The organism is Microbispora sp. GKU 823, assembly GCF_002027145.1.
Taxonomy (GTDB): domain Bacteria; phylum Actinomycetota; class Actinomycetes; order Streptosporangiales; family Streptosporangiaceae; genus Microbispora; species Microbispora siamensis.
The window spans coordinates 1-25,068 of record NZ_MWJN01000044.1 but is presented as its reverse complement, the minus strand read 5'-3'; the positions used below and the strand labels follow the sequence as shown (position 1 = coordinate 25,068).

Here is a 25,068-nt window from a genome sequence, read left to right as displayed (position 1 = left end):
ATGGACGAACGCACCGGGACCTACACGATCCGAGTGCACACCGAGGACGACGACACGGTATGGGCTGAGGTCGATGAGCTGCCGGGGTGCTTCGCGTCCGGGGAGAGCATCGAGGAGCTCTGGGTGAACCTCGCGGAGGCGATCGGCCTCTACCTGTCTAACGATGAGGTGCGGGTCGAGGTGAAGATGGAAGCACCTGAGCCGATCACCGTCCACACGCGTGAGCAGCGCTTCGCCGTGTGCTGACGCTTTCAGACTTCAAGGGGTCGCTCCGCTAGGCGGGGCGACCCTTTTGCTTCGCCTGCGGCGCGGTCACCTAGCATCACGCGCCCGTCGTCGGCCTATTCCGCAATCCCCCGCCGTACGGGCACGTCGTACACCAGCTCGTACTTGTCGACCGGAATGACAAGGTCCGCCGTCTCGACCGGCCTCTCGCCGGCGTAGTACGTCCGCTGGATCGTCAGCGCGAGCGACCCCGCCGGCATCACCAGGTCCTTGGCCTCCGCGGCGGTGATCGGCCGGGCCGACACGATCTCGGGGCAGTGCGTGATGGTCACACCTATGACGGCCATCCGATCGACGACACCCTGCCCCGCATACGGCCCATCCTCCGGGAACACGATCGGCTCACCCCTGGTGAGCTCGTACGGCTCGTACGACGTGGACAGCATCACCGGCTCGTCGTCCCCGAAGAACACATACCGCGTCCGCATGACGTCCACGACGTTCGGGTCCGGCTCGCCGAGGGTTAGGCGCTCGCGGATCGCCGGCGGGGCCTGGATGGTCTCCGACTCATACGACCACGTCCCGGCCCGGCCTTGCGCCTCCATCTCCGCACGGAACGGCGATCCGCCACGATGGTCGCGATACCAGGAACGGACCAGGCGCCGTAACTCCGGCCGTTTCCTGACGAACGCGCCAGCTCCGGAGCGCACCTCGACCAGGCCTTCTCCGGCGAGGGTTTGGATGGCGGACCTCGCTACGCCTTCGGCGACGCCGTGTTCCGCGGCGATCTCGTGGCGGGCTGGCAGGCGGGTGCCTGGTGGCATTTGCCCGGACAGGATGAGCCGCCGGTAGTGGTCGGCCAGTTGTAGGTAACGAGGTTGGTCCACCCGTACAGCTTGACGTGCCGGATATCCAGGTTGCAAGGTGGAGATCCGGCAAGACAGCCGGATATCCGGCTACTCCCCCCGGTGGTGGCAATGGCGATGTACCGGCAGGACTATCCAGGTCTCCCCGAGATGGTCGAGATCGCGGCCCAGCATGCCCGCGCGGTGCTCTCGGCATGGGGGCCCGCGCAGGCTGAGACGGCTGAGCAGATCGTGCGGGCGCTGGCCGAGGACGCGTTGACCCGCACGGCACCCGAGAGCCTGTTCACGTTGACGACCTGCATCAACCCGACGGAGGTCAGCTTCGAGGTGTGCGACCCGGGCGTGCTGGTGGATGGGCGCGGGCCGACGAGTGCGCTGGCGGAAGTGTCGCGCCTGGCGGACACCTGCGGCACGCGCAGAGGCCGCGACGGAAGTGGTCACGTCTCGTGGGCGGGCCTTCGCCTCCCGCTGGATCTGGACGGCCAGGAGCAGGCCCTGGCGGCGAAGGGGGGGCAGGCATGACCGCGCCAGCGCCTTCGATCCGCGTGCCGTACATCACCGCCTGGTCGGACGAGGAGGTGCTGCAGAACCTCGCCTTCCGCTACCACCCCGAGGCCGGAGGCCTGCGCCTGACCTACACCGACCCCCAGCCCACCGACTGGGTGTACGGCGTGCTACGCGCCCGACACGGCCTCGGCCGGACAGGCCGCATCGAGTGGAAGAAGGTCAACACGCTGCGGCAGTGGCGGTGCATGGAGCACAACCTCTGCCAGGTATGCGGCCGGACCGCTCTGGACGAGCACACCGGTCGCATCTGGTGGGTTCTCACCGAAGCCGACGGCACGAACGTCCCCGAGGGCTACACCAACGCGCCGCCGACCTGCCGCGCTTGCCTTCCCGAGGCCATCGCGCTGTGCCCGCGGCTGCGCAAGTCCGCGGCCGTCTACACCGCCCGCTTCAGCCTTCCGTACGCGGTCCTCGGCACCGTGTTCCAGCCCGGCACCCCCTTGCCGGTCGTCACCGAGGATCGCGCGCTCGTCCTGCTGGAGGAGTTCCGCCGGCTGCACCGCACGCTCGCCCAGCAGCTCGTCGTCACTCTCGCCGACCTGCGGCCCGAGCCGCTCCCATGAGCTTCCCGCCTCGCCGCGTCTGACCCTTGCGCGGCTGAGGCGGGGCGCCCTGCCGGCCTGTTGCCCAGTTCGGGCCGGCAGGGCAACAGACGGTGGCTCGGCCCGATCCGGGACGGGGCGAGCCACCTGCCCCGGGGATCACCGGCCATCCCCGGGGCCCCACCACAACCGAAGACGACAGCGGCCCCGCAGCAGCGATCGCAACGCTGACACGGGGCCGGACCCAATCGGGTCGCCGTTACCTCCACGAAGGAAACGACCTTGACGCAAGATAACCAGGCCCTGGCTCCCTTGCCAGGTCCATCCGCCAACAACTCGCCGGGCCTGCCGGTCCTCGACCAGGTGACCGCCTACGCCGCCGCACACCCGATCGCGACGGCCATCCTCAGCGTGCTCGCCCTGGCGCTCCTCGTCCTGGCTTGGTTCACCCTGCGCGCCGTCCTCCGCACGACCGCCCACGCGGCTCACGCGCTGACGGCGGCGGTCCGCGGCTGGGCCGCCGACCGGACGACCGAGGACATCCTGACGATGGTCGCCGCGAGCATCGCGACCGGCGTCTCCGCGCAGGGCATGTGGCGCTTCTCCGGAGACGTCCTTGGCCTCGACGGCCCGTTGCGGCTGGTGCTGTTCGGCTTCATCGAAGTCGCCGTCGTCACCTCCGCCGTGCGCGCACGCCGCAGCATGCGGGACAACTACTCCGCCGGGGTCGACGGCATCGCCGTGTGGGCCTTCGCAGTGCTCACCGCCGTCTTGTCCGCCATGGACGCAACGCTCAGCGGGAAGGGGCTCAAGGGCCTGGCCGAAGCCGCGTTCCGGCTCGCCGCCCCCTTGGTGGCCGCCTGGCTGTGGGAGCGCGGCATGGCCATCGAGCGGCGCCGCATCCGCGGCCGCTCCTCCATCCACTGGCGGCTCACCCCCGAACGCATCCTCGTCCGGCTCGGCCTGGCCGAGGCGACCGACCGCACCGCCGGCGAAGTCGACACCCAGCGCCGCCTCACCCGGGTCGCGCTCGCCTCCGACCGCGCGCACCAGCTGCGCGAGGCCGGGGGCGTCGACGCGCAAGCAGCGCCGGGCCTACCGGGCGATGCGCCGGGCGTTCACTGCGGCGGCCGAGCACGCTGGGCTCGCCCGTGATGCCGCCCTGCAGGAGGCGCTGCGCGGCCAGGTGGCCGCCCTGCGCAGCATGGAGCAGCTGCTGGACATCCCCGCCGCCTCCGCCTGGGCCGCTCCCGAGCAGGCGCCGGTGGAGGAGCCGGTGGAGATGGCCCAGGAGGCTCGTGCGGCCATTGACGCCTACGAGGCGTGGAAGCGGCCCAAGCTGATGCCGTTCCCCCTCACGCGGCCGCGCACGCTCGTCCCTCACACGGTGAACGGCAGTGTGAGTGCTCCCGTGAGCGCCAACGGCCGGCCGATCAACGGCCACACCCACACGGCGCCGCACACCGCGCCCACCCCGGCGACCGTCCTGCTCCCCACACTTCCGGTGAGTGAGCCCGTGAGTGTCGGTGAGCCGGAGACGTGGCCCCTGAACGAGGGGGACGTCCTCACGGTCACGCACACGGGTGACGGGTCCGGCAGTGAGGAGCCGCGTGAGGACGACGATGAGGAGCGCGACGAGCGCGGCAGGCCCAATGAGCAGGACAATCGAGCCGCCGAAGAGTGGATCCGCGCAAGGTGCCGCGGCAGGAACGGTGTCGGGAAGCGACCCACCTGGAGCGAGGTCGGCGACCGCTACGGCTTCAGCTCCGGCTGGGGCGGGCGTCGTGTGCGGGCCGTGCAGGACCGCATGACCGCGCAGGGCTACACCTTCACCGACGACGGCACCGTCTACGCGCCGAGCAAGTCCCTTACCCCGGAGCCGGACTCGGGTGAGCATGGCGACACCCCGCAAGTCACTGTCTCCGGCGACGACTGACTCCCCCTGTGAACGTGAACGGATGTGACCTGTCGTGAACTGGCTTCCTGGTCTCTGGCTCGCCCTGTTCGGCGCGATCGTCGCCCTGGTGTGGGCCCGGATCACCAAGTGGTACGAGCTGCTCATCCTCGGCGGTTTCGGCCTGCTGACCGGTGCCCTGCTCGCCGGAGCGCACTCGTGGAACTCCATCAGCATCAGCCGCCTGTGGGGGGTGTTCTTCGGATGAGCATCACCCCGACCTCGTGGCGCGAGTTCGTCCGGCAGTGGTGGTCGTTCCGCCCCACAGGCACAGGCGTGCTTACCCTCGGTGGCCTCATGGTGGGCTGCCGCCTGCTGGGCCTGCCCCTGGCGCTGGCGATCACCCTGCCGATCCTGACCGGGGCGGGCCTGGCAGCCGTGTTCGCCCTGGTCGAGCTGTCCAACGACCGCGCCAACCGGCAGCAGGGTGGCACCGACGAAGACCCGACCTCCACAACCGAGCCGGTCGCGGGCCGCTCGTCTGCGTACGCCATCGACGACCAGGCCGATCCGGCCCGCCACGTCGACCTGAGCTCAGGCGGCGACCCGTCATGACCGGGGGCGAGCTCGTCGTGATCGCGACCGCGAGCGGCCTCGTCTACGCCGCGGTCAAGCGCGCCAACCGCAACGACCCCCTGCGGGCCACCCGTGGCGGTGGTCGGGCCGCCCGTGGCCGCGGGCCCGGTGGTGTCCGGCGACCGGCCCGCGGCTCGCTGCTGGTCCGCTTCTACAACGCCACCGGCGCCTCCCCCGTGAAGGCGGACACGGCGAGCGAGGCCGTCGCCGAGCTCGCGGGCCGGCGGACCGGCCGGGCCGCTCGCGCGCTGCACGAGTGGAGCGGGCGGCGCTGGGCCGAACGAACGGCCCGTCGTCCGGAGCAGTCGGCACGCGACAAGTGGCGCAGCCTCGGCGGCCAGGCCCGCACATGGGCGAAGTCCAGCCGTGAGCGTGCCCGCGCAGGTTGGAAGGCCCGCCTCCGCCGCGACAAATCCGCCCCGCCGCCCGGTCGACCCGTCCCCAGCCCCGGCAGCGGCCGGCCACGCCGAAGCCGCAACCGGCGCCGCCAGCCCCCTCCATGAAAGGCACCACCATGACTCAGACCACCACCGAGACGGCCGCCCCCGCCGAGCCTGGGGGCGTCACCGCGCCCCCGCTCGACTGGGCCGTACTGATCAACCGCGTCGCCAACTTCGTCCCCGAGGACGACACCGCGCTCGTCGCCTTCATGGCCGGGGAGACCGCCGGCGTCCTGGGCTACGCCGAGGCCCTGGTCCAGACCCGGGAGAACTGCGTCAACGAGGTCGCCTCGACCCGGCGGCAGTCTCCGGCATCACCTCCTACAGCGAGCACATGAGCGAGGCCGCCCAGCGCCTGGCCGAGGCCCACCAGCAGTTCGTCGCCGTCTACGGCGAGGTCCTCGCGCTCGCCGCGTCCGGAGTCCAGATGCCGTTCCAGGGCCGGTTCTTCACCGGCAACGCCTCCTGAGCACATTGAAAGGAACCAGGGTGCGTACCTCGACGCGTCCCCAGGCGCACGAGCCCGACACCACCACCAACGACAGCGCGGTCGAGCAGCCGCGTCCCCGCTGGGGGCTGCTCGGCCGCGCTGCCGGGTGGGTTCAGGCCGACCATCTACGCCGCGGCCCGCTCGCCGTCATCGCCGGCACCTACGGCGCCGCCGCCGGTGCCCACGCCCTCGACCTGCCCGCCTGGCCCGGGCTTCCCGTCACCGTATTCGCCACGCTCGGCATGTACATGAGGGCGATGAACCTGCCCGGCGAGCAGAAGCCGCTGCTCACCGCCTTCGCAACCGCGGCCGGCGGCCTATGGCTGTCGGCGGCGGCGCAGTGGGGCGTCACCTCCGGCCCGTACGGCCTGACCACCTGGCTGGGGGCCGCCACAGGAGCGCTGACCTACTACGCCTACCGCCGCGACCCCGCCATCAAAACCGCGATCGCCTGGGAGCAGGCCAAAATCGACTGGCACCGCAAAGCGCACCTGTACGGCCTGGCCGGCAGCCACCTGGTCGACTGGCGCGAGACCCGGCTCGGCGAGCAGATGGAAATCGACACCGTCGGGACCGGCCGCCGTGCTTCGCAGATCGTCGGCGGTGACATCGAGGAGCGCATCGCCGAGATCGAGGGCCTGAAGACGTCCCGGGTAAAGGTCCGCCGCCCCGACCGGGCCGGGCGCATCACAGTCAGCATCCGCTACAAGGACCCCTGGGTGGAGCTGCCGCACCCGCTGCTCGACCCGACGCCGGAGATCCCCCTGCCGCCCGTGGCGGACGTGCGCGAGCCGGCCATCATCGGCATGGACCCCGAGACCGGCCGCCCGCTGGAAATCACGGCCTGGGACGAGGAGGGAGCCAAGCGTATCTTCGTCGTGGCCACCACCGGTGGCGGGAAGACCGTCCTGCTGTCCAACGCCCTGGAACGGCTGACGGCGGCCGACAACGCATGGGTCATCCTCATCAACGTCTCCAAGGGCAAGGAGGCCCGCCGCTGGCGCCGGGCGTGTGGGGCGTCAGCGTGCGGCCCCGCCGAGCGGGTCAAGGCCCTGCGGCTGCTGGAGATGGCCCGGCACATCATCGACTACCGCGGCGCGGCCGAGGACGGGGATGAGGCCACCGTCGAGCCGCAGCCGGACCAGAAGGCAGTAATCGTCGTGGTCGACGAGACCGACAAGCTCCTGGGCCCGAACGACCGTATCGGCATGGCGACGCGGCGAGAGTTCGAGTACCTCACGGGCACCGGCCGCTCCGAAGCTGTGGGTGTGCTCGCTGTGGGCCTGCGCGGCACCGTGAGCAACCTGGGGTCCGGCGATATCCGGGCCAACATCGACCAGGTCCTCGTCGGCAAGGTCAACCGCCGCTCGGAGATGCAGCACGCGGTCGGCGAGTATGGCCTGACGCTGCCCGACATGGGCCGCTACGGCGAAGGCCACGCCGGGGTGATCCTCGCCACCGACATGAGCGGCCACTGGTCGAGCGGGCGCACCTGGCGGCTGGACAAGCTCACCGACATCGACCGCCTCGTCGAAGGCCGCCACCCCGGCGAGCTCGAGCCCGGCCTGATGGCCTACCTGCGGGACAAGATGGGCGCCGACCTGGTGGACGCGCTGCTGTCCACCGAGCCCTGGGAGCCGCGCCGTACGGCGGGCTCGACATCTTCGCCGCGGCCCGCACCGGCCGCCCCGACGACGGAGGCACCCCCGATGCCCACCTACCACGACGACGATGACGCGGACCCGGGCGCCGCAGCGCGCGAGAAGGCGAGAGCAGCACTCGCCGCCGCCGGCAGCACGCTGGACACGTCCCTTACGCCTGGGGAGCGGCGGGCGTTGGCGGTTGCCCGCCGGAGGCAGGCGGCGGAGCAGACCGAGATCGAGCCCGAGCTACGCGAGCTCCTCGTCGGCATGCTGGGCCGCCCGGACGGCACGACGGTCCGCGAGGTCGAGGCGGCCATGCAGGCGGCCGGGTACGAGCGTGGCGTGTCGAAGACCGGGGCCTGGAGGTGCCTGGACCGGCTGCGGTTCGAGAACGTCGCCGAGTTGCGCGGTAAGGGGCGCAGTGCACGCTGGTATCTCGCCGTGCCGTCGCCGGACGAGCTGGAGGCCGGGCTCGGGATCGAGGGCGTGGACGACGCGGCCGACGACGTCGAGCGGCTGGCGGAGGAGGCCGCGGAGCGCGCGGCCGAGGGCCTCATTGACGGTGCCGAGCCCAGCGGAGATGGTGACCGAGAGTGAGCGGTTTTCGTTTCACAGCCCCTTCTGAGATTCGTTTCACAGCCCCTCCCCCATGGCCCGTATATGAGGGCAGACGGGGGTTGGCGGAACGAAACGATGCGACGCCGCCGCCCGTCACACCCCGTGACCTCGCGCGGGGGTGCGCATGAGCTGGACGAGCCACGCCGAGGTGGCCGCCGACACGAGCGAACTGGGCAGCCTGGGGCGGGACCTGTGCGGTCGTTGCCGGGCGACTGGGCTGCATCCGAACGCGTACGCCCCCCTGACTGGCGCGACGCTCGCGCTGGGCGTCTGGCCGCTCACAGGTGGGGGCCACGGGTATGCGCCGTTCGCCTCCGACCGTGAGCTCGTCGACCAGCTGCTCGACTTCGGCATCGCCATCCTCGGCCAGTACGACCGTGTGGTCACGCTCGTGCGAATGGCCGCCTTACGGCAGGCCGAGCTGCTGGCGTGGATCGCCTCGGCCACCAAGGGCGACCCGGTGGAGGCATGGCAGGCCGAGCTGGTCGACTGCACCACGGCGCTGGAGGTCCTCGCTGGCGTCCCAAGGCGGCTCCGGGCTGCTGCGGGGCGGGTCGCTGCCACCCCGGCCGCGCTCGGTGAGACCTACGTCGAGGTGTATCGGCTGGTGGCGGCGGGTCGGGTGCTGCCGTACAACGGCCGCTGGCTGACCGGTGAGATGGCACCGACCGCTAGCGGAGGGGCCCCGTGACCCCAGATGATTTCGCCGAGCTACTCGCCCGCGACCCGGCCGCGGGGTGGATGGACTGGGCAGTGTGCCCGGAGATCGACCCCGATCTGTTCTTCGCCGAACCGAACGACCCCGTCTCCAGCCGACTCGCCAAAGCCGTCTGCCGTGGCTGCCCGGTAGTCTCCGAGTGCCTGGCATACGCCATTGAGCACGGCGAGGTTGGTGTGTGGGGAGGGACGACGGAGAAGGAGCGGAAACGCCTGAAGAGCCTCGCGCTGGCTGCGTGAAGCTGGCCCTGTCCCTGTCTGCCTCCATTCGCTAGCGTCACCTTGAGGTGAGGATCAACATGACCGGCCAGGCCCCCCTCGGCGACTGCCTGCAAGCGCACATCGACCGCTACGACGGCGGCTCGAAGAACGCGTTCACCGAACGGGCCCGCGATCCGGAAACCGGCAACACCTTCCGCGTGCAGTGGGTGATCGACCTGCTGAACGGCAGAGTGAACAGGGCACCCGAGCTGTGGCGGCTCCGGGCTCTCGCTGCAGCGATGGCCGCACGCAAGGGCGCCGCCATGGAGCAGGCCCGCTATCGCGAGCATCTGGAGACGCTTCGTCACCTGACCGCCGCTCAGTATCTCGGGCTGGAGGTTCCTGCGCCTGGAGAGGACTCGACGGCGAGCTTCAGAGTTCCCGCCGGCCTGCCGCTTGAGAAGCGGAAGATGGTGGTGAGGTGGGCCGAGATGATTGCCCGGGACCTCGCCGACGACAGCTGACACAGGCTCAACGGCGAACCACTTTGCGGGCTCTTGACCTGCTGGTTCTTATCCTGCCCGCGTGGGGAAGTGGGTTGGCGTGGACGGCTGGGAAGTCGACACCGTCGTGCTCAACGGCCGCCAGGTCCTCCGCGTCCGGCACCTCGGCTACCACATCACCTTCGCCCAAACGGTGGCCGAGGTCGCCGAGCTCGTGGATCTGGCGGACCTGGTTGAGGTGGTCAGCCTTCCTGCGCGGCCTTCCTGAGCGCCATGCGCGCCGCATGGTGCTCGGCCCGGGGGACTTCCATCCACCACGAGTGCCCGTACAGAACGTCGAGCGTGCGGTCTCGTTCGGCCCATGCCTCAGCGTGCGCCTGGCGCAGCTCGTCGGGGATGCTCGCCTCGCCGGCGGCGATGGCGGTCGGGCGCGGGTACTGGGCGTCGATCTCCGCGACCTTGATGCTGGCGGCCAGGAATGCTCGCTGGGCTTCGATGAGGTCGGTCGGGAATTCGTAGTCGGCCATCGGGTCCCCCTGGGTGTGCTGGTCCGGGGCTGATCCTACGAACACCAGTGGCGGCCCCAACGCGCGGGCGGCACCATGGTCGGCATGAGGATGAGCGCGGACGATCGTCTTGCCGAGGAACTCGTGCGCATCACCCGCCGGCGATGCCAGGAACGGCTCTGGGGGTTCGAGGAGCCGTCCGGCCTGCCGCAGGAGGAGCGTGCCGCCGACGTGGAGCAGCCGGCCGAGCAGGAGGCGTAGCCAGCGAGGTTCCTGGGGTCACAGGGGCCGGGGCCAGTGAACCGCGGCGCCGCCAGGCCCGTCCTCTCCTGGCCAACGTCCCCCAGCATGGGAGAACACCTTGCTCCGTCGTCTCCTCGTCGCCGGCGCGCTCACCGCAGCCGCCCTCATCGTCCCCACCGCCGCGGCGATCGCCTCCGCCGACGCCTCCACCAGTTCGGCGACCGCGAGCTGCTACAAGCGCGTCGGGAACCACTGGAACTGCATCACCCCCGGCGCCTACTGCCCCGCGACCGCGCACGGGAAGTACGGGTACGCCAAGGTCACGAGCAAGCGCTACCGGTGCTCGTACTACACGAGCGACCGCAGGTGGCACTGGAAGCGCGCCTGACCAGGCGGGCATGACGAAGAGCGCCCGTCCCTCCCCGCAAGGGGGAAGGACGGGCGCTCTACTCGTTGGTGCTCTCGGCGGGATTCGAACCCGCGCCACCGCCACCGGGGCTGGCGGTGTCCTCGGCCGCTGGACCACGAGAGCACCCGAGGGCCGTGCGGTGCCCTCAGCTCAGGTCCGCGCGACCGCGGTCTTCGGCGAGACGTTCTGCCGGACGAACGCAGCCACCAGCAGCGCCAGGAACGCCATGATGGCCGACGTCTTCTCCGCCGTGATGTTCAGCCCGAATGCCAGGCCCAGCGTGATCACCGCCTGGGCGAAGCCCAGGATCGCCGACTGGATCGACGAGCCGCCGTCGGCCGCCCGGGTGACGAACGCGAGCCAGACACCGATGACCGCGGCGGCGACGGCGTTGATGGCCGTGACCGTGGTGTCGGGCAGCGGCACCACGAAGGCGACGAACATCTGCAGGGCGGCGCTGAACAGGCCGAGCCATAGTGCCGGCTCGCGGCCGAAGATCGTGGGCATATGCCCCTCCTTCAGGGGACGGCCGCCCTCAAACCGGGGCGGAAAACAAGAAGACCCACCCTGTTCGGGCAGGTCAGAAGGTGGCCGGTATATGAGCCGGTATGAAATCGGGCCAGTGCTCGGGTCAGCCCTGCGAGGTCCTGGCCTCGTCGTCCGCCGGCGCAGTGGACAGGCGGATGGTCACCTGGGAGATCTCCTGCCGGATCCGCTCGACGAGCGCGTCGGCGTCGATCGCCTGGTCGCGCTGCGCGAGAGCCTCCGCCAGCGTCTTCACCGCGGCGTTCAGTGCGCCGAGCTCGGCGCGGATCGCCCTGGACTGGGCGTAGCCGTCCTTGCCGTACGCCCACACCTGCCGCATGAACGTCTTGAAGTCGAGCTTCGAGCCGGGCTTGAAGATGCCCTGGCGAGCCGCCCACAGGTCCTTCCCGACCTCCTGTGTGAGGCTGGCCAGGACCTCCTTGGCGACCTTCTTCGCGTCCGCGTCGGTGAGCGGCATGTCGTCCTCCTGCTTGCTGTAGTCGGGGTTCCAGAACCCGGCGATCACGCTCGGGCCGCGGACGCGTCTCTTGCAGGCGTCGCCGGTGTTGCCCTCGATCGTCTGCACCCTGCCGTCACCGAGGTTGCGCTCGACGACGCCGACGTGGTCGATGTTGCCGATCGAGTCCGACCCGCCCCAGTCGAAGAAGACGATCGCCCCGGGCTGTGCGAAGCGGCGAATGTTGTCGGCCGTGCCCGCGTGCCACCGGCCGAGGGCGCGCCCGTCCAGGGCGTGGGTGACGGTGTAGGCGCGGTCCCCCTGCGGGAGCACCGCGGCTGTGTTGTCTGATCGGTGGGCCCAGTGAGTCACCGACATGTCGCACCAGGGCGCGTCAAGGTATTCGTTGCCGTGCGCCTTGGCGTACTCGCGGGTGATGTGGTTCGGCCGGCCGACCAGCCCCAGGTCCTTTCGGGCCTCGGCCAGCATCTTCGCGGCGGTCACTGGACACCATCCGGTTGGTCGGGCCCGGGGCCGCGGTAGATGCCGTCGTCGTCCGGCTCGCCATACAGCGCGCGGAGGACCTCCTCCTCATCCGACTCGGTCGGGCCGGCACCGTTACGCGGCTCCGGCAGACTCTCGCTCATGCGCCCTCCAGGGACACTGGTTCGGTCGGGGTCAGCCCGGCTTCGACGAGCTGCCTGCGCAGCGTGCTGATCAGCCGGTCCATGTGCGCCATCCGCGTGCGCATCTCACCCATCTCTCGCTGGGTGCTGTGCAGCTCGTCGCGGATCTCCTGATTCGTCCCACGCTCGGCCTGTAACTTCTCGCTCAGCCGGTCGAGCTGCTCGAGGGCCTTCTCGTGCTGGGCGCGGACCCGGTCGAGCTCCTCGCGCAGCTCGTCGATCGCGTGGTCATAGATCGCCTTGGCCTGCTCGAACGCCTCGGAGACGACCTTCGCGCGTTCGATCGTGGCCGACTGCTCGGCCATCCGTTCCTGGGTCTTGTTCGTCCTCACCGAGGTTCGGAAGGCGAACAGGCCGGTGATGGCGGTGCCGAGCAGCGCGCCCGCTGCCACGATCACGGCGACCCAGTTCTCGGGGCTCCACCCTGCTGCCGCGGCGGCGAGGTGGAAAGCCAGGGGCGTCATTGGTCTCCCTTGGGGATCTCGGGCCAGGTAGAGATCACGTGCACAACGAGGGCCGCGAACGCCCAGAACGTCACGGTCACGTAGGCCTGCGGCACCTCGTCGAGGGCCCACGCGATGAGGTAGATGGCCGCCCACAGGAACTTGAGGGCGGCCGCGAAGCCGAACGCGATCGCGTCGCGCTTCACGAATGCCTGGACAAGGCACAGCGCGCCGACGCCGGCCCACAGCACGGCCCACACCCATAGCGGCGCCAGCTCGGCGAGGAACGCGTACGAGGGGGTGTGCAGTACGTCTGGTGAGGGCCAGGCGAAGCGGATCGCGGAGACGAGGTCGAGGTATGCCAAGAGCAGCAGGAACATGCCTCTGCGCCCCACACGCCGCTGCAGGGCATGCCAAGACGACGCTCGGGCGCGGTCGGTGTGTCTTCGCGGGCTGGTGCATCGGCGCACGTGGCGTCCCCTTTGCTGGTGTGATGGGTGCCTGTTCGGGGCAGGCGTACCGTCACGTCGAGGGGGTGCCGCCCGCTGTTTTCTTCACCGACCTGCGACGGATCTGGTGGGCGGGCGGCACGTTGATGGGGCGGGGTTAGGTGATCACGCCGCCGTTCCGCAGGCTGTTCATCAGGTCGCGGACGGTGTCGTGAAGCGCTGCCGCATCAGCGCGGAGCGCCGTGTACGCGCTCGCGCTCGCGTAATCGCCCGTCTGCACCGAGGGCGACGAGAAATTCGGCGGGTTCGACAGGTCCGTGCCTCGCGGCACAGGCACCCCGCGGACCGTCCGGGCGTCGTTGCTGAGCCGGTCGACGTTCCGCTGGAGCTGGCGGATGTCGCGGTTTTGCTCGGTCGGGAACCTGTCGTCAGCGAGATCGCTGATCGTCGGCTCCTCCAAGATCAATTGCGCTTCCTCTTTGCCGACACCACGCCGGACCGGGCTGATCGCGATCCCGATCAACCGTTGGGACTGGTTCACACCGGCACCGCCGTCGACGCTGGGAAACCACTCGTTCACCATCACGCGCCTGACCTGGTCACCCAACGCCGACGGGGACAGCGTCGTCTTCGCGCCGAGCGCGACCGTGCAGCTGTAGACGCGGACCGCCCCTGCCATCGCGGCCAACCACCGGACCACATAGTCGTTCAGCTCGCTCGTGCTGGTGGACTGGCCCGGGTGATCAACCCGCTGCCCGATGCGGGGCCAGCCGGCCGCCAAGTGCGTGGCCGAGCTCGCCCAGGAGGAGTAGACCGGCTCGGACCCGGCCTCGGCGTCGGTGACCTCCGGCGTTCCGCCCCTGACGCGGGCGCGGGTGGCGCCGCGCAGGGCGTCGATCTGCTCGGACCACTCCAGGATGTCCCCGCCGTGGGGGGACTCGGTGACGACGTGCGTGGTGGTGCCCTGGATCCTCGGGTAGCCCCACCGCCACCACCGTTCGACCTCACCCGTGGTCGCATTCAACGAGGGGTCGATCACGTACTCAAACCCGTTGTACTCGCGCGCGAAGTCGGCCAGGGCATCGCCGTAGGTCTTGTCATCGGAGGCTTTCACCTCCAGCGGGCGGGTGACGCCGGACGTGCCTGGCTGCAACTGGAGGCTGATGTTCGCCCCTGTCAAACCCTGCATGTGGGTGATCAGCGACCTGGCGTTCGCGATCTGGTCCGAGCTGTAGGACAGGTCGGACTCGACGGGCACGTTCCGCAGGTAGGCGTCCAACGTGGACCCGCGGAGCTGCACGCTGATACCGCCCCGGCGCGATCGTGAGATCTGCGCGGCGGTGATCCAGTACTCGCCCCATAGGACGCCGGCCCGCCAGATGCGGACGGTGAACCGGCCCGGCCCGGTCGACAAGTCGGAGGAGAAGCGGGGGACGATGCGGGCGACTTCCTCGGCCACCGTCTTGTTCGGGATTGGCAGCGTCGCGGAGAAGGTACCCGGTTCGCCGATCCGCCGGTCGAAGGTGCAATCCGAGGGGCGGATGTCGGTGATGTACGCCCCGGTCCGCAGGTCGTGGCACATGTACCTGTACAGGCCCGAGCCGCGGCCGGGTGCGGTGTCCGGGATCACCGGCGGCGTCGGCGTGGACCCGGTCGTGGGGATCAGGATGGTGAAGCCCTGCTGCTCGCCCACGCTGCGGCTCGTACGGAAGGTCGCGGCGGCGACCTGCGTGGACGACACGATGGCACGGGACGCCACGGTGGCCGCCACGTACTGCCGCGACTGCGCGGAGCGTACGGGCGTCCACCCGGTCGGCGTCTGCCACGACAGCGTGGTGCTGCTGTTGAGGCTGAACGCCACTCCGACGCGGAGCTCCAGCCCCGATCCTGTCGACGGCGTCGCGGCCGGGGCCGTCACGTCCTGGGTGCTGCCGGCCGCGCCCTGCTGGGTGATGACGATGCCGGTCGACGAGCCGCCCGGGATGGCCAGGATGGTCACCGTGTTGTCGGCGGAGAACGACTGGGTGAACTGGTAGGTGCTCGGCTCGGCCGCCGTGGCGGTGCGGCGGTAGACCTTCGTGCCGCCGGCGCCGCCGTCCCGGCCCCGGGCGGCGATCGCGGTCCAGGTGCCGCCGCCGTCGACGGCCATGCTGTTGAGACTGCCGATGTCGGCGGAGTGGATGGCCAGGAGCAGGTCGCCGGGGCGGGAGTCGGGGGCGGGCACGTCGCGGAGTGCCGGTCCCGCTGTAGGAGACGTAGGAGACGTCCCGGATCTGGGCTGGCACGGCTCACCCCCTTGCGCTGGTTAGAGGTAGGCGTGCCGCCAGAGAAGGGTGATGCCGGGCGCGGACCCGCCGCCGTCGTAGGTCACCGCGTTCGCTCCTGCGGCCAACACGAGGTCGAAGACCGGCACCGAGGTTCCGGAGAGGGTGGAAATGACGTCGTTGCCGCCGAGGCGTGCGGTGCCGTAGTAGGTGTCGATGATCAGCATCTGGCCGGACGGGACAGTGGTGTTGAACTCCAGCACTCTCGCGTCGCCACCGGTCCGTTGGATCTCGATGGCGGGGTTGGTCGAGGGCCGGGGATCCTGATCAGCGGGTAGGTCGCGGCGTTGCCCAGGTTCGTCAGGGTCTGGGTGGCGCGTCGGCGATGACCGCGCTACTGAGAGACTGGGACAGCAGGACGGGATCGGACAGGGTCCACTGGATCGTCAGTTTCGCCTTGCCGATGCCGACCATGTCGAGCGGGATGCTTCTCCTGGTGACGGACCCGTAGCCGACGTAGACGTTGTTGAGCACGCGGATCGCCAGCGGCAGCTCGACGTCGTCTTCCAAGACGGGTGTCGCCTGGATGAGGTCCTCGATGGCCTGCTCGATGTCCCCGGGGTTGGCGGTGATCAGCCCGGACAGGGTGACCTGCCGCTCCTGCGCCAACTTCCGCCCCGGGTAGGAGCCGTGCCTGCTCGGTTGGGGGACGTTCCCGGAGTCCAACCCGGGCATGTCGGTGACCCACCCGTCGAGCTGCTGCGGCGTGTACGGGGTGCCCGGCCCGAACAGAAAGCCGTTCCACTCGACCTGCCCCGGGCCGCTGATCCCGTCACCAGGGTTGACGGGCACCCCGGCAACCGGGTCGTAGACCTGCCAGGCACCGACGAGGGTCTCGGGCGTGACCGTGATGTTCGAGTACGCCTGCACCGTAGGGGCGGGCAACGCCCAGGTGCCGGCGAGAGTGTTGGGGTTGACCGGGGTCAGCCCGTTCGCCGTTGCGATCTCCGGGTCAGGCAGGGTCCAAGTGCCGGTCAGGGTGGATGGGGCGATCCCGGACCCGGTGGAGATGGTGAGGGTGGGCAGCGACCAGGTGCCCGTGAGGACGGATGGGGTGGCCTGGGCACCGAATGATGCAGGGCCGAGCCAGCCGACATCGGTAACAGCCACGTCGTCGTACTCGTAATTTCCACCGCTGGCACGCCAGAAGGCGATCCCGACCGGGATTATGGTGCCCAGGTCGATCGCTGACGCCTGAGTGCGTTCAGACCACGACGCGGCGGCTGCGTCGGCGCTGTCGTAGCGGCGGATTTCGCAGGTGCTGTCCGATGTGGTGGTCCCGATGTGAACAGAGAACTCGACACGGACCCACTGGTTAAGGGGAACCGAGCCAGTCTGTAGCGCCTGGTCTGGCGAAGCCCCGCTCTTGCGGATGGATAGCTTCCCTGTCGTGCTGATGCACAACTGCGTCAGGTCGCTGCTAGCGCCCCGAAGAGTGATGAAGAAGTCGGTGAAGCTCGACGGGTAGCCGGTGAGCCAGATGTAGGCGCGTGCCCATACGTCTCGACCTGACAGGGTGTACGACCAGCGCACGCTGCCAGCGGAGGTGAGGATGGCCGCCATCGGGCCGCGCTGCCCGGAGACATTGGCGGTGGTGTAGGTGGGGACCCCGGAAACACTGGTGAACGCATCCCCGGACACGCCGCCCGAATTCTCCGGGGTGATACCAGCGCCATCCGTCCCGCCGGAGAAATTGTTCTTGAGGAGCACCGCTCACCGCCCTCCGGGGTTAAGGAATGGCGAACGAGGCGATGCCGCCGGACGCCCAGGTGATGAGGAAGGTGCCGTCCTGCGTGCTCTTGGCGGCGCCGAACCACACCGCCAGCAGCGCCCGATTCGACTTGGAGGGGTAGTACAGCAGCGCGCCCTCGGCAGTGATCGTCGAGCTGTCCAACTGCACGTTGTCGGCGTCGAACACCATCGACGAGCCGACGATCGCCAGCGTCGTGCCGGTCAGCAACGGCCCACCCGACGTGTAACCAGCCCCGCTGGCCTCGCCCGAGTTCCACGGCGCGGTCCCGTACGCCGTATCCGTCCCGTAGTTCGGCGTCACACTGCTGCCGAAGAACGCCAGCTTGCCCGTCTCCACCGTGAGATCGAGGGACAACGCGGAATCGTCCCACTGGTCGAGCTGCGTCTGACGGAACATCCCGCTCGCGGACCACGCCATCAGCCGAGCCTCCTCACGCGACCCGCCGGCCGGGCAGGCTCACCCGACAGGTCCCCCGCCACCATGACGCCGTCGCCGCCCGGCAGCACCGGCCGGCCGTTCTCCCGCAGCCACCGACGCAACCTGTGCATCTCGGCCATCGCCGCCCGCTTCGCAGCCAACGTCTCCGCCGTCGGGTTGGCGGCGTAGGCCTCCTTCGCCGCCACCAGGCGCTCCTGCTGCTCAGCACACAGCTCCAGCACCGCCACCACCTGGCGCTGGCGGAGGGCCTCAAACCGCGCTGTACTCACGGCCGCAGCACCCCCACAGCGCCGTGCACCGTGGGGATGCGGACGTGGACGTCCTGGTGCTCCCCCTGCCGAGAGGAGCGGTTACGCGTCGTGGCGACGGCGCCGGAGTCGGTCAGCTCCGTCACCTCACGCACCATGCGACCCGCCTCGTCGCGGGTCTCTCGCCGCCGCGGTACGGTCCGGTCGCCCTTGACCTGGATGCCTTTGTCGCGCAACCACTGGCCGTAGGTAACCCCGGAGTCGGGGTCGTACGTGGACATGCGGAAACCACCTCTCGTGTGGTCGAGGGGAAGAAGGAAAGGGTCAGCCGCGGTCGCGGAGGTGGAACCCGAACTCGCCGCCCAGGCGGTAGACGTCGGCCTCTTCGCGGATCACCGCGCCCGGCATGTTCACCTGCACCGGAGGCGGCCCCCCTTGCGAGGCGTAGCCGAAGCCCTGGGCCGGAGCAGACTTCGCCATCTGAGCGATCGCCTGCCGCAGCTCGCGGACCTCTTGGGCGAACCCCGGCGAACCGCCTGTGGCGTAGCGGGGCGCCAGCGCCGACCGGCGCGGTGCGACGGTTTGCCCGAGCATGCTCGCGCCTGGTGCAACGTCACCAGGCCGCGGCCGTACTTGCCCGGGGAGACGGGGATGATGACCTCCGGCCCGGCCTCGCCGGCCAGCACGGGGCCCCTGGCGAGGCCGCCGTTGGCCATCGGCGTGATGACGACCGGTTTGGCCGACGTCATCTGCTTCAGGCCGCCGGAGGCCGAGCCCATGGCCTTCAACTCGCCGGACGCCGTCCCCGTCCCCGACTTCGGCTTGGACGAGGATGACTTGGCCGACGGCCCGGACGGGGCGACCAGGCCCGGCGTGTTGGAGGACTTGCCCGCGCTGGACTTCCCTGCGGCCGAGGACCCGGCAGCGGCGGCCTGACCCACCGACGCGGCCAGCGCGTCCACTGAGGCGGCGAGCCGGTCGATGGACGCCGCCAGGTCCCCGCCGGCGGTCTCGACGGCCGAGCTGACCTGGTCGGCGGCGCTGGCGGTCTGCCCCGCCGCGTCGGTGACCCCACGCGCCGCGGTCTGGCCCAGGTTGTCCGTCGCCCGCGTCAGCGGTTCCAAGTTGTCCAGGGTGATCCGCAGCTCACCGGCACCGGAGGTGCTGGTCGTGGTGACGGTCACCTGCGACGAGGCGGAGGATGAGGCAGGGCCGGCGGCGGGCGTCACCCGCATCCCGAAGTCGCTGGCGACCTGCGACAGCAGCTTCTGAGCCCTGCCCCTGTACCGCTGTTCGTAGGGGATGAACGCCTCAGGAGCCCGGCCTTCGCCGTACAGGATGGTGGGCCTGCTTGCCACCCCGGGCGGTGTGGATCGCAGCCCACCAGTGGCGTACCGCTCGATCGCCCCCGCCTCGTGCAGCGCTTTGCCCGCGCCGATCGACTTGGAGTTGTCCCCCTTGGTGACCATCGTGATCGTGATGGTCTTGTTCTGCAGCCGGGAGATCTCCAACCGCAGCTTGGCCACCGAATCTTTCGCGTTGTTGATCTGATCCTTCGACAGGCCGGCGGACTTGCCCAGGTTGTAGATCGCCTCCCGGGCGTCCTTGCTCTTGCCGGCCAGCTCGAACAGCTGCGGCAACGCCTTCAGGATCGTGACCTTCTGGTCGGTAATCCCCTTCGCGGCGTCCCCGGTCTTCGCGCCCAGTTCGGCCTGCCGGTTGGCGACCGTCTGGATGTCGTTGATGTAGCCGGAGAACTTCTCCCGCGCGAGGATGACGGCGTCGCGCTGCTTATCCGTCATCTGGCGGGTGAAGTCGAGCTTGCCGCCCGCCTGCTCGATCGCGGTCTTCGCGTCGTCGTAGCTCTTCTTCAGGCCCTGCAGCGCGGCCTGGATGTCCGTCCGCGCTGCGAAGGTGTCCATGTTGGTCTGGAAGTCCCGCAGGGCCTTGTCGGCGTCGCTGATCGCCCCGGCCGCGTCGTTCGTCGGCTGCACAGCACCGCTGACCACCGAGGTGTACTGCGGGAACAAATCGCGCAGTTTCGCCACGGGGACACCGGCGTCAGAGGCCTGCTTGGTGATCGCGTCGAACAACTTCGCCGCGCCCGCACCGTTCCCGGACGTGACCATGGTGGACAGCGCCTGGTCGAGGTTCGAAACACGCTCCGCTCCATGATCGAACGACACGCCGACCACGCCGCCGATCGTGTTGGCCAGGCCACCCATCTTCGTGTCGAGCTGATCAATCCAGTTGCTGCTGGACATCCGCTCGATCACGTCGCTGATGTCCTGCAGGCCCCGCCCATCGATCAAGCTGACGCTGCCGCCCAGCTGATCGAGAACATCGGCGGCGGGCTTGCCGCCCTTGGCGAAGTCGCCCAGGTGACGGGCCAGGTTGTCCATGTTCGGGTTGAGGCCCGACAGCTCCCGGTCCAAGGCGCCGGCAGCGGTGACGACCCCGGTGATGGCCAGGGCCATGCCGCCGCCACCGGTCAGGGCGTCCTTCAGCCCGCCGAACTTGCCCTTCGCGCCGCCCGCCGCGTCACCGGCGCCCTTGATGCCGCCGCGGAGGTTTCCCCACCACTCGGTGATCCCGGTGACGGTCTGGTAACCCTTCACCGCGACGATTACGCCGGAGATCGCCAGCGCAACGGCCTGGATCTGTCCCGGGCTCATCTCGGACAGGACGTTGGCGAGAAGCAGGAACCCGCCCAGCTTGATGGTGGTGCCGAGCTTGGCGGCGGCCATGACCGCGCCCACGCCGAGCGCGATCGCCTGGATCTGATCCGGGCTCATGCCGGCGAGCTTGTCGCTGATCTCCACCAGGATGTCCAGCGTGGTGCTGCCGGCCCCGGACCCGGCGCCGAGGATGTTCCCGACCGTGCGGCCGATGTTGCCCAGGATCTCCAGCACCTTCGGCGCGTTGGCCTGGGCGTAGGCGATGAACTCCTGGAACGCCGGGTTCGACTTGAGGTTGGTGCCCCAGTCGGCGAACGCCTTGGAGGCGTCCTCGATCGAGCCGGTCACGGCGTCGGTGTGCGGGAGGAAGGCGTCGACGACGCCGGCCAGGCCCTTGAAGACGTTCCCGGCGGTGTGCCCGAGGGACTCGATCGCGCCGGGCATGGCCGTTTCGAGATTGAACAGGAACTGGCCCCAGAACGGGTCCTCCAACGCGCCCTTAGCGTCCTTCTCCAGGTCGAGGAACGACCGCCCGGCGGTCCGCACCAGCGGGCTGATGCGGGGCAGCTGGGAGGACACCAGGTCCAGCCCGGCGGAGATAGCTGGGAACACGTCACCCTCGAGCGACCGCTGCCAGTCCTCGTAGCCGTCCTTGTAGTCCTTGATGTCGTCGGCCAGCTCACGCTCGGCCTTGGACAGCTTGGACATCTTGGAGGCGGCGCCGCCTGCCGCCCCGCCCGCGCCTTCCAGGGCGGCCTTGGCCTGCAGCTGCTGCACGCGCAACTGCTCGGCGGCCCGCTGAGCGTCCCGCTGCGCCCGCAGCACACCGGCCTGCGCCTTGGCGATGGACCGCTGCCCCTCGACCGCTGCCCTCGCGGCGGCCGCGCGGGCGTCGCCCAGGTCACGCTCGGCGCCCTGCTCGCGGCGGGTGGCGTTCTCGACGCCTTCCTTGGCCCGGCGGACCTCGTCGGAGCCTTCGATGCCCTGGGCGTTGGCCTTGGCCTGCTCCTTGGCGAGGTCGCCGTTGCGTTCCTTGATTTCCTTGAGCGCGAGCTCGGCCTCCCGCACGCGGAGCGCGGCGTCCTGCCGGTCCAGCGCCGACGACTTGGGGTCGGCGTTGGCCTTCGCCAAGTCCTGCTGAGCGCGGATGATGTTGAGCTGCGCCCGCTCCTCCGACAGGGCGCCCCGCTCGGTCGCCAGGGCGAGGTCTTCTAGTTTCTCGCGGGCATCCTCACGTGCCCGAGACAGGTCCTCAAGGGCGCGCTGGGTGGCGCGGTGGGCGTCGGCCACGGCGTACTCGGCGTCCTGCACGCGGCGGGTCGCGGACGCCTGCCGCTCGGCGGCCTGCTCGACCGCGATCGTGACCTGCTCTTGGGCCTGCCGGACGGCGGCGTGGGCGTCCCGCACGCGGTCCTGGGCCTGCGCCATCTGCAGCGCGGTGGAGGCGGCCTTGGCCTGCTTCTGCGCCAGGCTCTCGCCCGCCGCGCCCGCGCTGCCTGCTGCGGACGCCTGCTCCTTCAGCGCCTCGTTGACCCGGCCGACGGCCGGGATCGCGACCGCGGCGAACCCAGCAGCGCCCGCGCCAGCGGCGCCGAACGCGGCGCCGAGCGCCCCGACGCCGACGGCGACGGAGGTGACCGCGGGCAGCGACGCGAGGGCGGCACCGACCAGGGCGATGTTCCGCAGCGCACCGGACACGTCGGCGTCGACCCGGGGCATGGCAGCCCGGCCGTCCGTGGACGACAGCTCCGCTTGGACTGCGCGGAGTTCGGCCAAGGCGCTGGCAGAGTCCACCCGCACCTGCGGGTTCGCTGACGACCGGTTGAGCGCCTCCAGCTGCCGCTGAATGTCGGCCAGCTCCGCCTTCGCGGCGCCGGCGTCGAGGTCGACCCCGATCGTCCGCCCGCGCAGGGCATCAAGACGGGCGCGGAGGTCGTCCAGCTCACGCTCGGCCTGGTCGGTGTTGAAACGGTCGACCTCGGCCTGCAACGCGGCGATCTGCGAGATGGCCGCGGAGGTGTCGGCGCGCAGGTCGATGTCCGCCGAGGCGTCGATCGACTCCAGCTCGGCCCGGATCGCGGCGAGCTCGCCGAGGGCGGTGTCGGCGTCGATGTCCACGCCGACCGTCTTGGTGGACAGGTCGGCCAAGGCCGCGCGGAGCGTCTGGACCTTCGCCTCGGCGTCCGTCGAGGAGGCGGTGATCTGCGCCTTCGGCAGGGCCTTGAAGGCGGTCTCCAGCCGCTTGGAGAACGAACGGGCGAACGCACCGGCCGCCTCGTCCCCCTCCTTCGGCAGGCGGTCCTTCGGGATCTTCGGGAGCGGCAGCTCCTTCGGCATCCGCGGGAGCGGGAACTCCTTCGGCATGTCCTTGAAGGGGTCCGACAACCCCTCCAACGAGTCCCGGAACTTCTTCGCAGCAACCTCGGCCTTGGCCAGGCCAGCGATGAACTTCCGATTGTCGAGGGTGAGCTTGACCACTACGGTCCGGTCCGCCAAAGCAGCTCACCCCATCCCAGCTCGAATTCGGCAGTGCGTGATTTCCGGATGGGAGTGCCAACCTCAGCGACGGATGGGGCGTCTTCGTCTCACTGACCCCTCAGCCCCCACAGGGAGCCCACCTATGAGCACCCCGTACGGCCCCCACCACGGGGCCCAGCAGCCGATACCGCAGCCCGCACCTCCGTACGCGCCCCCGCAGCAGGGGCCGGGGTACGGACCTGTCCCGCCTGGGCCATACGGCCCACCGGCGCCCGGATACGGTTATCCGCCGGCCATGGCGGCGCCCGAGCCGCGCAACGGGCTCGGCCTGGCCGCGTTGATCTGCGCGCTGCTCGCCCTGCCCTGTGCCCTGATCCCGATCCTGTTCCTGGTCGGCGGACCGCTGTCGATCGTCGCCCTGTGTCTGGGAATCGCCGGGCAGGCCCGCGTCAGCAAGGGCCGGGCGACGAACCGCGGCGCGTGCGCCGCGGCGATCCTCCTCGGCGCGCTGGCCCTGCTCGGCGCGATCAACGGCGCCCGGGTGACCTTCACAGCCGTGGACAACTTCAACACCACGGTCCAGCAGATCAACAACGACAACCAGAAGATGATCGACTGCGTGAACAAGGCGACCACCGCCGAGGAGATCGCCGACTGCGCCAACTAGGGCTTGCTCTTGCGTACGACGGAGAACAGCAGCCCGGGAGGAGACTCCCGATACTCCTCCCGCCGCTTCTCCAGCACGGTGCACGCGTGACACCTGGTGGGCAGCGGGGCCTCGTACTCCCCCTCCGCGTCCGGATCCGTCGTCTCAGACAGCGGATGCCCGCACTGGCAGCGTTCGGCGTCCTCCGCATGCTGTGCAAGCGCCCACGCCAGGTCGTCCTCGGTCCACAGCGCATCCCACGTCGTGGTCGAGCGGACGAGCCGGCCGGTCTCCTCGTCGTAATGGTGCACGGTCTCCGCCCGCACCTGCCGCCCCAACAACAGTGACCGGGGTACCTGGTAGGTGCGGGCGATGGCCATCTCCTCGGCGTGCGCGCCGCCCAGTCTCAGGCGCTCACGGATTTTGGGATGTCCACCGCGCGGTTGTTGGCCTCCAGGATCGCCCGCCACAGCGCGGCCCACTGCCCGTTGGTGAGGATCTCATCCACCAGACGGGCGGCCTGCTCCTCGCTGAGTTCGGGGTCGACGCAGCACGCGGCCAACGCGGCGACCGGGAAGGTCTCCGCGTGGTAGTCCAGGCCCTCGGCCTGGTCCTCCGGCCGTGGGGCGTGCTTGGCGATCAGATCCGACCAGCGGCGCTTGGGCAGGCCCTGAATGCGGAACACCACGGTCTTGGCCTGCATCTGCTCACGGACGGCGTCCATCCGCTGCGTGACGTCCCGCAGCTCCCCGCCCGCGCCGGCGAGAGTGTCACCAGCGGGGCGGGCAGCGAGGTCGCGGCGCTGCCGGTCGAGGTCCTCCCACTGGGCCTGGAGGTCCCCGGCCAGGCACAGCGGCACCGTCCGCGTGGGCGGTGCCGCTGCGGCGAGGATGTCGTCGAACGTCGCCATCAGGCCGCCACCACAGCCTGGGTGTCCGGCGCCGTGTGGTTGAACAGCTTGCTGGTGAACCTCTGCGCCGCGTTGAGCTCCGGGGGCTGCATGTTCGGCCTACCGCAGCGCACCGGGTACACCTCGACCGGGTCGCCCGCGGCGTACGCCGTCTCGTGCGCCTTGTTGCGGCGGACGATGAGGTAGCCGAGCTGGCGGTCGGTCAGGGTGTTCCACCCGATGTCGTCGACCTCGTCCTCCTGCCGCTTCACCGTCAGCTCCAGGCTGTACTTCACGGTGCCGGCGTCTTCGGTCTCGTCCCGGCTCGCCAGGGCCGTGTTGTCCACGGCGGACTGCTCGGGGCTGATGTTGAGTCCGTCCTTGGTGATGACGGTCTGCAAATCGATGGCCGCGTTGCATTCAGCGGCGGTGGGGTTGTGGATGTCGGCGATGGTGAGGGCGAAACTGACCTTGACGTTGCCGTCACCGAGCAGGTCTGCCACGGGTCACTCCTTGCTGTTCTTGGGCGCGGTGGGGCGCGCGGTCGGGGTGGA

At 70.1% G+C, this 25,068-nt stretch carries 35 protein-coding genes and 1 tRNA gene; 18 read left to right on the top strand and 18 right to left on the bottom strand.

The annotated features are described in order from the left end of the window. Positions 1 to 246, top strand: coding sequence for a type II toxin-antitoxin system HicB family antitoxin (locus B1L11_RS23015; protein WP_143737467.1), 246 nt, complete (start codon positions 1 to 3; stop codon positions 244 to 246). 95 nt (positions 247 to 341) lie between these two features. Here B1L11_RS23015 and B1L11_RS23010 read toward each other — a convergent pair whose 3' ends face one another. Further along, a complete protein-coding gene (locus tag B1L11_RS23010; RefSeq protein WP_079316402.1) occupies positions 342 to 1,112 on the bottom strand; it encodes a GntR family transcriptional regulator in 771 nt (256 codons plus the stop codon). A 90-nt stretch (positions 1,113 to 1,202) separates the two neighbouring features. On the opposite strand from B1L11_RS23010, the gene B1L11_RS23005 reads away from it, so the two are divergent. The 14 genes from B1L11_RS23005 (at position 1,203) to B1L11_RS22945 (ending at position 9,610) form a co-directional block, all read left to right on the top strand. Then, positions 1,203 to 1,613, top strand: coding sequence for a hypothetical protein (locus B1L11_RS23005; protein ID WP_079316401.1), 411 nt, complete (start codon positions 1,203 to 1,205; stop codon positions 1,611 to 1,613). Then, entirely contained in the window at positions 1,610 to 2,221 is a 612-nt protein-coding gene (locus B1L11_RS23000; RefSeq protein WP_079316400.1) for a hypothetical protein, read from the top strand. The genes B1L11_RS23005 and B1L11_RS23000 overlap by 4 nt, the downstream gene beginning before the upstream one ends. A gap of 261 nt (positions 2,222 to 2,482) precedes the next feature. Then, positions 2,483 to 3,355 carry a hypothetical protein gene (locus tag B1L11_RS22995; protein WP_143737466.1) on the top strand — a complete coding sequence of 291 codons (873 nt, stop codon included), beginning with the start codon at positions 2,483 to 2,485 and terminating at the stop codon, positions 3,353 to 3,355. Continuing rightward, complete coding sequence (locus B1L11_RS22990) at positions 3,306 to 4,136, top strand: hypothetical protein (RefSeq protein ID WP_079316398.1); 831 nt, start codon at positions 3,306 to 3,308, stop codon at positions 4,134 to 4,136. Before B1L11_RS22995 ends, B1L11_RS22990 begins: the two co-directional genes overlap by 50 nt. 34 nt (positions 4,137 to 4,170) lie before the next feature. Then, the gene (locus tag B1L11_RS22985) at positions 4,171 to 4,362 is read left to right on the top strand and encodes a hypothetical protein (RefSeq protein WP_079316397.1); all 192 of its coding nucleotides are present in this window, start codon (positions 4,171 to 4,173) and stop codon (positions 4,360 to 4,362) included. Continuing rightward, the gene (locus B1L11_RS22980; protein WP_079316396.1) at positions 4,359 to 4,709 is read left to right on the top strand and encodes a hypothetical protein; all 351 of its coding nucleotides are present in this window, start codon (positions 4,359 to 4,361) and stop codon (positions 4,707 to 4,709) included. The genes B1L11_RS22985 and B1L11_RS22980 overlap by 4 nt, the downstream gene beginning before the upstream one ends. Continuing rightward, a complete protein-coding gene (locus tag B1L11_RS22975; protein WP_079316395.1) occupies positions 4,706 to 5,233 on the top strand; it encodes a hypothetical protein in 528 nt (175 codons plus the stop codon). Before B1L11_RS22980 ends, B1L11_RS22975 begins: the two co-directional genes overlap by 4 nt. A gap of 11 nt (positions 5,234 to 5,244) precedes the next feature. Beyond that, positions 5,245 to 5,508 (top strand): hypothetical protein, encoded by a 264-nt coding sequence (locus tag B1L11_RS22970; protein ID WP_079316394.1) that lies wholly within the window; start codon positions 5,245 to 5,247, stop codon positions 5,506 to 5,508. Continuing rightward, positions 5,505 to 5,639 carry a hypothetical protein gene (locus tag B1L11_RS51675; RefSeq protein ID WP_256862807.1) on the top strand — a complete coding sequence of 45 codons (135 nt, stop codon included), beginning with the start codon at positions 5,505 to 5,507 and terminating at the stop codon, positions 5,637 to 5,639. Before B1L11_RS22970 ends, B1L11_RS51675 begins: the two co-directional genes overlap by 4 nt. Before the next feature lie 20 nt (positions 5,640 to 5,659). Next, positions 5,660 to 7,900 (top strand): hypothetical protein, encoded by a 2,241-nt coding sequence (locus B1L11_RS22965; RefSeq protein ID WP_079316393.1) that lies wholly within the window; start codon positions 5,660 to 5,662, stop codon positions 7,898 to 7,900. A gap of 145 nt (positions 7,901 to 8,045) precedes the next feature. Next, positions 8,046 to 8,612, top strand: a complete 567-nt coding sequence (locus B1L11_RS22960) for a hypothetical protein (RefSeq protein ID WP_079316392.1) — start codon at positions 8,046 to 8,048, stop codon at positions 8,610 to 8,612. Further along, complete coding sequence (locus tag B1L11_RS22955) at positions 8,609 to 8,878, top strand: WhiB family transcriptional regulator (protein ID WP_372974712.1); 270 nt, start codon at positions 8,609 to 8,611, stop codon at positions 8,876 to 8,878. Before B1L11_RS22960 ends, B1L11_RS22955 begins: the two co-directional genes overlap by 4 nt. A gap of 59 nt (positions 8,879 to 8,937) precedes the next feature. Then, a complete protein-coding gene (locus tag B1L11_RS22950) occupies positions 8,938 to 9,363 on the top strand; it encodes a hypothetical protein (RefSeq protein WP_079316391.1) in 426 nt (141 codons plus the stop codon). Between the two features lie 61 nt (positions 9,364 to 9,424). Further along, positions 9,425 to 9,610 carry a hypothetical protein gene (locus B1L11_RS22945; protein WP_079316390.1) on the top strand — a complete coding sequence of 62 codons (186 nt, stop codon included), beginning with the start codon at positions 9,425 to 9,427 and terminating at the stop codon, positions 9,608 to 9,610. Here B1L11_RS22945 and B1L11_RS22940 read toward each other — a convergent pair. Next, complete coding sequence (locus B1L11_RS22940; protein WP_079316389.1) at positions 9,585 to 9,869, bottom strand: hypothetical protein; 285 nt, start codon at positions 9,867 to 9,869, stop codon at positions 9,585 to 9,587. The two genes, B1L11_RS22945 and B1L11_RS22940, sit on opposite strands and share 26 nt — an antisense overlap. 84 nt (positions 9,870 to 9,953) lie before the next feature. On the opposite strand from B1L11_RS22940, the gene B1L11_RS47040 reads away from it, so the two are divergent. After that, positions 9,954 to 10,109: a hypothetical protein gene (locus B1L11_RS47040; RefSeq protein ID WP_179155278.1), complete on the top strand. Its 156-nt coding sequence runs from the start codon at positions 9,954 to 9,956 to the stop codon at positions 10,107 to 10,109. Between the two features lie 100 nt (positions 10,110 to 10,209). Continuing rightward, positions 10,210 to 10,479, top strand: coding sequence for a hypothetical protein (locus B1L11_RS22935; RefSeq protein WP_079316388.1), 270 nt, complete (start codon positions 10,210 to 10,212; stop codon positions 10,477 to 10,479). A gap of 66 nt (positions 10,480 to 10,545) precedes the next feature. On the opposite strand, the gene B1L11_RS22930 is transcribed toward B1L11_RS22935, so the two are convergent. From B1L11_RS22930 to B1L11_RS22875, 13 genes are all read right to left on the bottom strand, one after another. Next, a tRNA-OTHER gene (locus B1L11_RS22930) sits at positions 10,546 to 10,623 on the bottom strand. Positions 10,624 to 10,650: 27 nt separating this feature from the next. Next, entirely contained in the window at positions 10,651 to 11,007 is a 357-nt protein-coding gene (locus tag B1L11_RS22925) for a hypothetical protein (RefSeq protein WP_079316387.1), read from the bottom strand. A 124-nt stretch (positions 11,008 to 11,131) separates the two neighbouring features. After that, the gene (locus B1L11_RS22920; protein ID WP_256862806.1) at positions 11,132 to 11,986 is read right to left on the bottom strand and encodes a CHAP domain-containing protein; all 855 of its coding nucleotides are present in this window, start codon (positions 11,984 to 11,986) and stop codon (positions 11,132 to 11,134) included. Then, a complete protein-coding gene (locus B1L11_RS47035) occupies positions 11,983 to 12,129 on the bottom strand; it encodes a hypothetical protein (protein WP_179155277.1) in 147 nt (48 codons plus the stop codon). Before B1L11_RS47035 ends, B1L11_RS22920 begins: the two co-directional genes overlap by 4 nt. After that, the gene (locus B1L11_RS22915; RefSeq protein WP_079316386.1) at positions 12,126 to 12,632 is read right to left on the bottom strand and encodes a hypothetical protein; all 507 of its coding nucleotides are present in this window, start codon (positions 12,630 to 12,632) and stop codon (positions 12,126 to 12,128) included. Before B1L11_RS22915 ends, B1L11_RS47035 begins: the two co-directional genes overlap by 4 nt. Next, entirely contained in the window at positions 12,629 to 12,991 is a 363-nt protein-coding gene (locus B1L11_RS22910) for a hypothetical protein (RefSeq protein WP_079316385.1), read from the bottom strand. The genes B1L11_RS22915 and B1L11_RS22910 overlap by 4 nt, the downstream gene beginning before the upstream one ends. A 226-nt stretch (positions 12,992 to 13,217) precedes the next feature. Beyond that, a complete protein-coding gene (locus tag B1L11_RS22905) occupies positions 13,218 to 15,284 on the bottom strand; it encodes a hypothetical protein (RefSeq protein WP_079316384.1) in 2,067 nt (688 codons plus the stop codon). An 81-nt stretch (positions 15,285 to 15,365) separates the two neighbouring features. Beyond that, on the bottom strand, positions 15,366 to 15,587 hold the full coding sequence (locus B1L11_RS22900) for a hypothetical protein (RefSeq protein WP_079316383.1): 222 nt from the start codon (positions 15,585 to 15,587) through the stop codon (positions 15,366 to 15,368). Positions 15,588 to 15,684: 97 nt separating this feature from the next. Continuing rightward, positions 15,685 to 17,094: a hypothetical protein gene (locus B1L11_RS22895; RefSeq protein WP_079316382.1), complete on the bottom strand. Its 1,410-nt coding sequence runs from the start codon at positions 17,092 to 17,094 to the stop codon at positions 15,685 to 15,687. 19 nt (positions 17,095 to 17,113) lie between these two features. Beyond that, positions 17,114 to 17,554, bottom strand: coding sequence for a hypothetical protein (locus tag B1L11_RS22890; protein WP_079316381.1), 441 nt, complete (start codon positions 17,552 to 17,554; stop codon positions 17,114 to 17,116). Beyond that, the gene (locus tag B1L11_RS22885) at positions 17,554 to 17,844 is read right to left on the bottom strand and encodes a hypothetical protein (protein ID WP_079316380.1); all 291 of its coding nucleotides are present in this window, start codon (positions 17,842 to 17,844) and stop codon (positions 17,554 to 17,556) included. Before B1L11_RS22885 ends, B1L11_RS22890 begins: the two co-directional genes overlap by 1 nt. Further along, a complete protein-coding gene (locus B1L11_RS22880) occupies positions 17,841 to 18,104 on the bottom strand; it encodes a hypothetical protein (protein WP_079316379.1) in 264 nt (87 codons plus the stop codon). Before B1L11_RS22880 ends, B1L11_RS22885 begins: the two co-directional genes overlap by 4 nt. Positions 18,105 to 18,233: 129 nt before the next feature. Beyond that, positions 18,234 to 22,997, bottom strand: a complete 4,764-nt coding sequence (locus tag B1L11_RS22875; protein ID WP_143737465.1) for a hypothetical protein — start codon at positions 22,995 to 22,997, stop codon at positions 18,234 to 18,236. A 277-nt stretch (positions 22,998 to 23,274) separates the two neighbouring features. Between B1L11_RS22875 and B1L11_RS22870 the strand changes: the two genes are divergently transcribed. Continuing rightward, positions 23,275 to 23,646 (top strand): hypothetical protein, encoded by a 372-nt coding sequence (locus tag B1L11_RS22870; protein ID WP_079316377.1) that lies wholly within the window; start codon positions 23,275 to 23,277, stop codon positions 23,644 to 23,646. Here B1L11_RS22870 and B1L11_RS22865 read toward each other — a convergent pair. The 3 genes from B1L11_RS22865 to B1L11_RS22855 are packed head-to-tail and all read right to left on the bottom strand — an operon-like array spanning position 23,643 to position 25,017. Next, entirely contained in the window at positions 23,643 to 24,005 is a 363-nt protein-coding gene (locus B1L11_RS22865; RefSeq protein ID WP_079316376.1) for a hypothetical protein, read from the bottom strand. The genes B1L11_RS22870 and B1L11_RS22865 overlap by 4 nt on opposite strands. Before the next feature lie 26 nt (positions 24,006 to 24,031). Continuing rightward, positions 24,032 to 24,535, bottom strand: a complete 504-nt coding sequence (locus tag B1L11_RS22860; protein WP_079316375.1) for a hypothetical protein — start codon at positions 24,533 to 24,535, stop codon at positions 24,032 to 24,034. After that, positions 24,535 to 25,017: a hypothetical protein gene (locus tag B1L11_RS22855; protein WP_079316374.1), complete on the bottom strand. Its 483-nt coding sequence runs from the start codon at positions 25,015 to 25,017 to the stop codon at positions 24,535 to 24,537. The genes B1L11_RS22860 and B1L11_RS22855 overlap by 1 nt, the downstream gene beginning before the upstream one ends. Positions 25,018 to 25,068: the final 51 nt, after the last annotated feature.